Genomic DNA, 8255 nt, shown 5'->3' with positions numbered 1-8255 from the left:
GGTGCAGATGTTGCTCGGCCACAGCGACCTGTCCACCACCCAGATCTACACCCACGTCACCCGGGCGCGGTTGCAGGACTTGCATGCCAAGCATCATCCGCGGGGCTGAAGAAATCCTCAGGGTGAGCCTCTGATTGATGAGTGCTTCAAGATCTCCATGTGGGAGCGTGCTTGCTCGTGATGACAGCGGTATCTTCAGCATCAATGCAGGCTGACCCACCGCCATCGCGAGCAAGCTCAGCTCCACGGGGAATTTGTGGTGGGCGCAAAATCGGCGAGCACCTGGAACGCATGTGAGGGATGTACACCCCTTGTCGCCCGGGCGTGGTGCAGGATCACGCCAAGCATTGCCCAAGTAATCAGGATTCCAGGTTGTTGGATTGACGGAGTATCAAGTCGACGATTTGTCCAATTGTTGTTATGGAATTCCAATCTTCCTGCGAGGATCGCAACTCGAACTGCCATTCCACTTGCATGACAAAGCAAGCCAGGTCGTCATCGATGATCTTGAAGTCATGAATGAAATCGGTCTGCTCTGTCATTTGCGCCGAGTCGATAAAACCGATTGTTTCGACGAACAACTGGATGACTCTCTTGGTGAGTACTTCCCGACTTTGGTTATTTTCCATTTTTTGCCTCGTAGGCACATAGGCCGATACTGACCAGATCAAAGACTGCCAGGCCCGCAGCGACAAACGGGATGCCTCGTCCAATAATGCCGAAAACACGTACAGTACCGAACGTCGCCTTTGCCACTCGAGCCGCGGCAGGTTGCCTGATCAAGGTCCGTGGGAAAAATCTCCAACCGATATAGCTCGCCAAGTTCGTCGTTTTACTGGCGCCGACATGAGTCCAGGCTCCCACCGATACCTTACTGATAGGTATCCCGGCAGCTGCCGTTAAAGCTGTTGCGGCCGTCAGGCCATAATGATCCTGAGTGCATTTCCAGAGATTTTCGATAGTAGTGTCGGGAGTCCGTTGGACAGTACTGAAAGATTCGAAAACCTCGTAGTTGCGTGCAGAAATTGTCCCGATAGGCGTTGGCAACAACATCACGGCGGGGCAGCTCGTCAATGAACTGTTGATGTCAAATGCGATGCGCGTATGAGGCCCCAAATCAATGCCTTCGCGCTTGAGTTCGAAAGTGCTCTGCATGATTGCGGTCGCTAGATCCTTTTCCTGCATTTTGGCGTTCCTTGTCTTTTTGGCCTCGCGTAAATGTTAGGGGAATAGAGAACAAGTATTTCCATGGGCGCCTTAATTAGATGAGTCTGACGCCGCTTGCGGAATCGGCCTACAGCGGCGGCTGACCCACCGCCATCGCGAGCAGCTCAGCTCCCATATCTATGGTTACCCCCTTTTCTGCAACGCTGTTCTTGATGCGTGTTTGGCTTGCTTTCATCTATCCGGCGTCTGAGAGGGGGTATAGGCCCCGCGCTTCGATGAGAACTCGATGCACGACGATCCTTATTTGGGGAGCGGCCTTATGGCCGTGTGGGAGCCCAGGGTTGTCGTCAGACCGGGTGGCCGTTCACGTCATCTGTTATCCAGCATTGCAAAACCAGGTGGGTGGTGCAGATGCTGCTCGGCCACAGCGACCTGTCCACCACCCAGATCTACACCCACGTCGCCCGGGCGCGGTTGCAGGACTTGCATGCCAAGCATCATCCGCGGGGCTGAACGGTGCTCCGTTTTTGTGGCGAGGGAGCTTGCTCCCGCTGGGCGCGAAGCGCCCCTGTTACAGACGCCACTGCTTTCCAAAAAAGAGAGTTCCATTTGCGGCTGCTGCGCAGCCGAGCGGGAGCAAGCTCCCTCGCCACAGGATTTTGATAACTGTTCGTTGTGTGTTGTCGTGCGTCAGCGGCATTCGGTCACGCAGACCTTATGTGGTAGGCTCTGTCAGTTTGCACAGTGGGCGGTTGGAACCCGAATCTGCGGGTCGGCGTTTCCCGTCTCATTTGTTCGCCTCAGGAGTCCCCATGCGTTTGATCCAGATATTCACCGCCGCCGCCATTGCGTTGGCCAGTACCTTTGCCATCGCCGACGACGCGGCCGACAAGGCTATCCGCAAGAGCCTGGAAAACCTTCAGCTCGAAGTGCCGATCGAAACCATCTCGGCCAGTCCCATGGCCGGCCTGTATGAGGTCAAGCTCAAGGGTAGCCGCGTGCTCTACGCCAGCGCCGACGGTCAATACATCGTCCAGGGCAACCTGTTCGAGCTCAAGGGCGGCAAGCCGGTCAATCTCACCGAGATGACCGAGCGCCAGGGCATTTCCAAGTTGATCAACGGCATTCCAGTCGCTGAAACCGTGGTCTATCCGGCGATTGGTGAAACCAAGTCCCACATCACCGTGTTCACCGACACCACCTGCCCGTATTGCCACAAGCTGCATGCCGAAGTGCCGGAGCTGAACAAGCGTGGCATCGAAGTGCGCTATGTTGCGTTCCCGCGCCAAGGCCTGGGCTCGCCGGGCGATGAGCAGTTGCAGGCGGTCTGGTGCTCCAAGGACAAGAAAGCGGCCATGGACAAGATGGTCGATGGCAAGGAAATCAAGGCCGCCAAGTGCGAGAACCCGGTTTCCAAGCAGTTCGCCCTTGGCCAGTCCATTGGTGTGAACGGCACGCCGGCCATCGTTTTGGCCGACGGCCAGGTGATTCCGGGCTACCAGCCGGCGCCACAAGTCGCCAAACTGGCCCTGGGCGCAAAATGATCATCGGCGATCCGCTTCTGAAGATCACGGCTCGGCGAAAACCTTCGTCGGGCCGTTAAACACAAAGTCGCGTTGCTGCGCGGCTGTATTTCACGGCCGACCTTGCGTCGGCCGTTTCATGGGGAGTCAAGAGTGAATCCGGTCAAAGTAGGCATCTGTGGGTTAGGTACCGTCGGTGGCGGCACCTTCAACGTACTTCAGCGCAACGCCGAGGAAATTGCTCGTCGTGCCGGGCGTGGGATCGAAGTGGCACAAATTGCCATGCGCACGCCAAAGCCTCAGTTCCAGACGACCGGTATTGCGATTACCAACGATGTCTTCGAAGTGGCCACGAACCCTGAGATCGACATCGTCATAGAGCTGGTCGGCGGCTACACCGTTGCCCGTGAGCTGGTACTCAAGGCCATCGAGAATGGCAAGCATGTGGTCACCGCGAACAAGGCGCTTATCGCTGTTCACGGTAATGAAATTTTCGCCAAGGCCCGCGAGAAGGGCGTGATCGTGGCTTTCGAAGCTGCCGTGGCCGGTGGTATCCCGGTGATCAAGGCGATCCGCGAAGGCCTGTCGGCCAACCGCATCAACTGGGTTGCGGGGATCATCAACGGCACCGGTAACTTCATCCTCACCGAGATGCGCGAGAAGGGTCGCACCTTCGAAGACGTGCTCGCCGAAGCCCAGGCCCTGGGCTACGCAGAGGCTGATCCGACGTTCGACGTGGAAGGCATCGACGCAGCGCACAAGCTGACGATCCTGGCCTCCATTGCGTTCGGCATTCCGTTGCAGTTCGACAAGGCCTACACCGAAGGCATCACCAAGCTGACCACCGCTGACGTGAACTACGCCGAAGCCTTGGGCTATCGCATCAAGCACCTGGGCGTGGCGCGCAGCACCGCCAACGGCATCGAGCTGCGCGTGCACCCGACCTTGATCCCGGCCGATCGCCTGATCGCCAACGTCAACGGCGTGATGAACGCGGTGATGGTCAACGGCGACGCCTCCGGCTCGACGCTGTTCTACGGCGCCGGTGCGGGCATGGAACCGACGGCCTCTTCGGTGATTGCCGACCTGGTGGACGTGGTTCGTGCCATGACCTCGGACCCGGAAAACCGTGTGCCGCACCTGGCCTTCCAGCCAGACTCACTGTCGGCTCACCCGATTCTTCCGATCGAGGCATGCGAAAGCTCCTACTACCTGCGCATCCAGGCCAAGGACCATCCGGGTGTGCTGGCCCAAGTGGCGAGTATCCTCTCGGAACGCGGCATCAACATCGAGTCGATCATGCAGAAGGAAGTCGAGGAACACGACGGCCTGGTGCCGATGATCCTGCTGACCCACCGTGTGGTCGAGCAGCGCATCAACGACGCGATTGCGGCGCTGGAAGCGCTCCCGGGTGTCGTTGGCCCGGTGGTCCGTATCCGCGTTGAACATTTGAATTAATTTAGCGGCAAGCGGTAAGTTGCAGGTGGCGAACGAAGGCAAACTTGCCTTTGAATGCGTCGCTTGCAGCTTCAACGCTTGAAGCCCAAACCGAAGGTTTGCCCCATGCGCTATATCAGCACCCGCGGCCAGGCACCGGCCCTGAATTTCGAAGATGTCCTCCTGGCCGGCCTGGCCACGGACGGCGGTCTCTATGTGCCGGAAAACCTGCCGCGCTTCACCCAGGAAGAAATCGCTTCCTGGGCCGGCCTGCCGTATCACGAACTGGCGTTCCGGGTCATGCGCCCATTCGTCACCGGCAGCATTCCGGACGCCGACTTCAAGAAAATCCTGGAAGAGACCTATGGCGTTTTTTCCCACAACGCCATCGCACCACTGCGTCAGCTAAACGGTAACGAATGGGTCATGGAGCTGTTCCACGGCCCCACCCTGGCGTTCAAGGACTTCGCCCTGCAATTGCTCGGTCGCTTGCTGGACTACGTGCTGCAAAAGCGTGGCGAGCGTGTAGTGATCGTCGGTGCCACCTCTGGCGACACCGGTTCGGCGGCCATCGAAGGCTGCAAGCATTGCGAGAACGTCGACATTTTCATCCTGCACCCGCACAACCGGGTCTCGGAAGTGCAACGTCGGCAGATGACGACGATTTTCGGCGATAACATCCACAACATCGCTATCGAAGGCAACTTCGATGACTGCCAGGAAATGGTCAAGGCCAGTTTCGCCGACCAGAGCTTCCTCAAGGGCACGCGGCTGGTGGCGGTGAACTCGATCAACTGGGCGCGGATCATGGCCCAGATCGTTTATTACTTCCATGCGGCCCTGCAATTGGGCGGCCCGGCCCGCTCCGTGTCGTTCTCGGTGCCGACCGGCAACTTCGGCGATATCTTCGCCGGCTACCTGGCGCGCAACATGGGCTTGCCGATCAATCAATTGATCGTCGCCACCAACCGCAACGACATCCTGCACCGCTTCATGAGCGGCAACCAGTACGTCAAGGAAACCCTGCACGCCACGCTGTCGCCTTCGATGGACATCATGGTGTCGTCGAACTTCGAACGCCTGCTGTTCGACCTGCACGGTCGCAATGGTGCGACGATTGCCGGCCTGATGGACAGCTTCCGCCAGGGCGACGGTTTCAGCGTCGAGCCTGAGCGCTGGACCGAAGCTCGCAAGTTGTTCGACTCCCTGGCCGTAGACGATGAGCAGACCTGTGAAACCATCGCCGAGGTGTTCGAGCAGAGCGGTGAACTGCTCGATCCGCACACGGCCATCGGTGTCAGGGCCGCCCGTGAATGCCGTCGCAGTCTGGACATTCCGATGGTGATCCTGGGCACGGCGCATCCGGTCAAGTTCCCGGAAGCCGTGGAGAAAGCCGGTGTAGGAAAAGCGCTCGAACTGCCTGCGCATCTTTCTGATTTGTTTGAGCGAGATGAGCGTTGCACCGTGTTGCCCAACGACTTGAAAGCCGTGCAGGCCTTTGTCAGTCAGCATGGGAGCCGCGGCAAGCCGCTCTGACCGCGCAAACCTGTCACATTTTGAAGCCCGTCTCCTGACGGGCTTTCTTGTTTCTGCATGCCAAACTGATCGGGTTTTCGCCCTTGGAGGGACGGGCGAGTCATCTCGAAGGAAATGCAGATGTCGTTTTTTAGCAAAGGCAAGCCCGCCCTGGGCTGGCTAATGGGGCTGACCCTGATGTACTGGGTGCAGGGGGGGAATGCAGCGCAGTTGGCGGCTTTCGAAACGCCGGCGTTCAATCCTGGCGAACGGCTGGAGTTGGATGCGCAGGAATTGAAGTGGATCAAGGAGAACCCCCGGGTCATCGTGGCCACGATGCAGTTTCCGTTGTACCTGTTCAAGAATGAGCTGGGGCAGTGGAGTGGCCTGAACCACGACGTCCTCCAACGCATTACGCAAATGACCGGCCTTGAGTTCGTGCATCGAGAGTCGTTCTCTCCCGCTGAGTTGCTGACGATGCTGGAGAACGGCGAAGCCGACATGACGACCCTCTTGGCGATGAATGACGAACGCAGGGATTTCCTGAGTTTCAGTCACGCATTTGGCGGCTCTGGCTGGGTATTCGTCGGCCGTGACGGAGAGTCGATCCTTCATTCGCTGGAGCAGTTGGAGGGTAAGGTCCTGGTATTACCGGCACGGCATGCATTGGAGGCGGAGATCAGGCGCGATCACCCGGCCATCGAATTGCGCACGACCAAGACCTTTGGCGAGGCGCGGGCATTGGTCGAGAGCCGGGAAGCCTATGCCACCATCGAAAATGAAACCGGGGTGCATCTCTATCCGGCGGGGCAATTGCAGGTAGGAAGGGGCCTTGAGGGCAAGTGGGAACCCGATTACCTCGCGGTACGCCAAGACCTGACCGTGCTACTGAGTATCTTGAATAAAGCCCTGGAAGCCTTCCCGGCCGAGGACATGCGCGCGCTGCGTTCCAAGTGGATGGCCGGCATCACTCCCGTACAGACGCCATCGGTGTGGGAGCGGCTGTCTCGCTGGGGTTATTGGTGTGTGACCGTGGTCGTGATGTTCGGCCTCTTGTCCCTGTTGTGGAACCGCCGGCTGCAGATACAGGTTGACCAGCGCCTAAAGGCCGAGGCGGTTCTAAAGGACCAGTTGATGCTCCAGCGGGCCTTGATGGATGCCATTCCCGACCCGGTTTTCATCCGAGATCTGGAAGGGCGCCTGATCATGTGCAACAAAAGCTATGAGGACCGGTTTGCGACCCGCTTCGAAAAGCTGCGTGGCACGCGGCTAACGGATTCGGCGGCATTTCCGGCGGCCACCGCCGAGTTGCTCCATGGGGAGGTGATGGAACAATTGCGCACCGGCCAGTCTCGGTTTGCCAACCGGCAATTGATGTTCCGCAGCGGGTTGCGGGAAATCTATCATTGGTCGGTGCCTTTCTATGGGGCCGACGGGCAGTTGCGCGGCATTCTGGGGGGCTGGACTGATGCCGGGCGTCGGTGGCGCCGTTGCGACATCACGGCCTGATGCCGACCGTCACCACATCAAGTCATCAAGAGAAGGTTGTTGTTTGCCTGTCATATTGGGCGCGCATGCTCGGTTGAACAGGTTGAAGGCGTGCCGGTTCGGTGCGTTGACGAACTTTCTGCTGCGGCCAACGGTCACTTGTTTTGAGCACGCAGTTGTTTTCGGACTATTGAAGGGTGAGCGAATGGAAAGTATCCGCCTATTGCTGGGTGAGGCTTTGAGCCCGTATCAGGTCACGCTGACTCCCTCCGACGCCAAGGGCGAATGCCTGGTGACGCTGAAGAATGCTTCCGGGGCCATCATGGTCGAGCGAGTGTTCAATCAGGCCCAATTGACCGACAAGCGTCAGTTGACGGATGTGGTCGATGGCCTGCATCGCGATGTGCTGATTGCCGAGGGCCGCCTGGAGCCCAGTGTGATTGCGGCGTTGCGCAATCTGGCGCGTGACAAGGTCATGGTCGGGGGGAATGGACCGGGCTTTCGTGGGAACCTTCCTACGCTCTGATGAGTCAGATCTTTTACAACAAGAGCGAGCATTGTGCTCCGGTGCTTGTCGCTTGTTGTACGGACCATGAGTGGTCACGTTTAACCCCGAGTTGTCTCCCCACTTCTCGGGGTTTCTTTTTGCCTGACGATTGTGTTTTTAGCGTGTTCTGTCAGGCGCTGGAGCCGTTGTGGGAGCAAAGCTTGCTCGCGATGGCGGCCTGACGGTCGGTACATATCCATTGCTGCGGTAACGGCGGCTTAGGGTTCCGCCCTGACGGCGGGTCACTTTTGGAAGAGCGCCAAAAGTAACCAAAAACGCTTTGCCCCACCACTCGGTGCCTCGCTTAGGCTCGGCATGCCCGAACGAAGGCATTGCTCCGTGGGCCCGCCGCGAAGGGCCATCCATGGCCCAGCGCGGCTATCCCGGCATCCATGCCGGGATGCCCGCTGCGCAATGCCTGCGTTCGGCCAGCGTGGTTAACGGGGCGCCGAGATCAACGTCCACCGCGAGGCGGCCTAGTAGCCGGCCTGGCTCTCCTGGTCGTACACCCCTCAGATCTGTTTGAGCAGGACCTGTGGGAGCAAAGCTTGCTCGCGAAGGCGGCCTGACAGCCGACC

Annotated in this window: 7 protein-coding genes and 2 pseudogenes; 7 read left to right on the top strand and 2 right to left on the bottom strand. The window is 58.8% G+C overall.

Annotated elements, in window-relative coordinates; translation table 11 throughout:
- Positions 1 to 109 (top strand): annotated as a pseudogene (locus AACY42_RS03320) (site-specific tyrosine recombinase XerD); the annotation flags it as partial.
- Positions 110 to 359: 250 nt separating this feature from the next.
- Here AACY42_RS03320 and AACY42_RS03315 read toward each other — a convergent pair.
- Together AACY42_RS03315 and AACY42_RS03310 are read right to left on the bottom strand one after the other, a co-directional pair.
- A complete protein-coding gene (locus AACY42_RS03315) occupies positions 360 to 629 on the bottom strand; it encodes an acyl carrier protein (protein ID WP_339476457.1) in 270 nt (89 codons plus the stop codon).
- The gene (locus AACY42_RS03310; protein WP_339476454.1) at positions 619 to 1185 is read right to left on the bottom strand and encodes a hypothetical protein; all 567 of its coding nucleotides are present in this window, start codon (positions 1183 to 1185) and stop codon (positions 619 to 621) included. Before AACY42_RS03310 ends, AACY42_RS03315 begins: the two co-directional genes overlap by 11 nt.
- Positions 1186 to 1566: 381 nt before the next feature.
- Between AACY42_RS03310 and AACY42_RS03305 the strand changes: the two are divergent.
- From AACY42_RS03305 to AACY42_RS03280, 6 genes and pseudogenes are all read left to right on the top strand, one after another.
- Positions 1567 to 1680 (top strand): annotated as a pseudogene (locus AACY42_RS03305) (site-specific tyrosine recombinase XerD); the annotation flags it as partial.
- Between the two features lie 299 nt (positions 1681 to 1979).
- Positions 1980 to 2711, top strand: a complete 732-nt coding sequence (gene dsbC / locus AACY42_RS03300) for a bifunctional protein-disulfide isomerase/oxidoreductase DsbC (protein WP_339476451.1) — start codon at positions 1980 to 1982, stop codon at positions 2709 to 2711.
- 132 nt (positions 2712 to 2843) lie between these two features.
- Entirely contained in the window at positions 2844 to 4148 is a 1305-nt protein-coding gene (locus tag AACY42_RS03295) for a homoserine dehydrogenase (RefSeq protein WP_339476448.1), read from the top strand.
- A 105-nt stretch (positions 4149 to 4253) separates the two neighbouring features.
- Positions 4254 to 5663, top strand: coding sequence for a threonine synthase (gene thrC / locus AACY42_RS03290; RefSeq protein ID WP_339476445.1), 1410 nt, complete (start codon positions 4254 to 4256; stop codon positions 5661 to 5663).
- A 120-nt stretch (positions 5664 to 5783) separates the two neighbouring features.
- Positions 5784 to 7151: a transporter substrate-binding domain-containing protein gene (locus AACY42_RS03285; RefSeq protein WP_339476442.1), complete on the top strand. Its 1368-nt coding sequence runs from the start codon at positions 5784 to 5786 to the stop codon at positions 7149 to 7151.
- Between the two features lie 184 nt (positions 7152 to 7335).
- Positions 7336 to 7656: a DUF3509 domain-containing protein gene (locus tag AACY42_RS03280; RefSeq protein ID WP_339476439.1), complete on the top strand. Its 321-nt coding sequence runs from the start codon at positions 7336 to 7338 to the stop codon at positions 7654 to 7656.
- The last annotated feature ends 599 nt before the right edge of the window (positions 7657 to 8255 follow it).

This window comes from Pseudomonas sp. RL_5y_Pfl2_73 (assembly GCF_963970515.1).
Taxonomy (GTDB): Bacteria; Pseudomonadota; Gammaproteobacteria; order Pseudomonadales; family Pseudomonadaceae; genus Aquipseudomonas.
This window is presented reverse-complemented; position numbering and strand designations above follow the sequence as displayed.

Excerpts from the sequence above, each read along its gene's own strand:
- AACY42_RS03315 (WP_339476457.1), bottom strand. The coding sequence starts at position 629 with ATGGAAAATAACCAAAGTCGGGAAGTACTCACCAAGAGAGTCATCCAG.
- AACY42_RS03310 (WP_339476454.1), bottom strand. The coding sequence starts at position 1,185 with ATGCAGGAAAAGGATCTAGCGACCGCAATCATGCAGAGCACTTTCGAA.
- dsbC (WP_339476451.1), top strand. The coding sequence starts at position 1,980 with ATGCGTTTGATCCAGATATTCACCGCCGCCGCCATTGCGTTGGCCAGT.
- thrC (WP_339476445.1), top strand. The coding sequence starts at position 4,254 with ATGCGCTATATCAGCACCCGCGGCCAGGCACCGGCCCTGAATTTCGAA.
- AACY42_RS03285 (WP_339476442.1), top strand. The coding sequence starts at position 5,784 with ATGTCGTTTTTTAGCAAAGGCAAGCCCGCCCTGGGCTGGCTAATGGGG.
- AACY42_RS03280 (WP_339476439.1), top strand. The coding sequence starts at position 7,336 with ATGGAAAGTATCCGCCTATTGCTGGGTGAGGCTTTGAGCCCGTATCAG.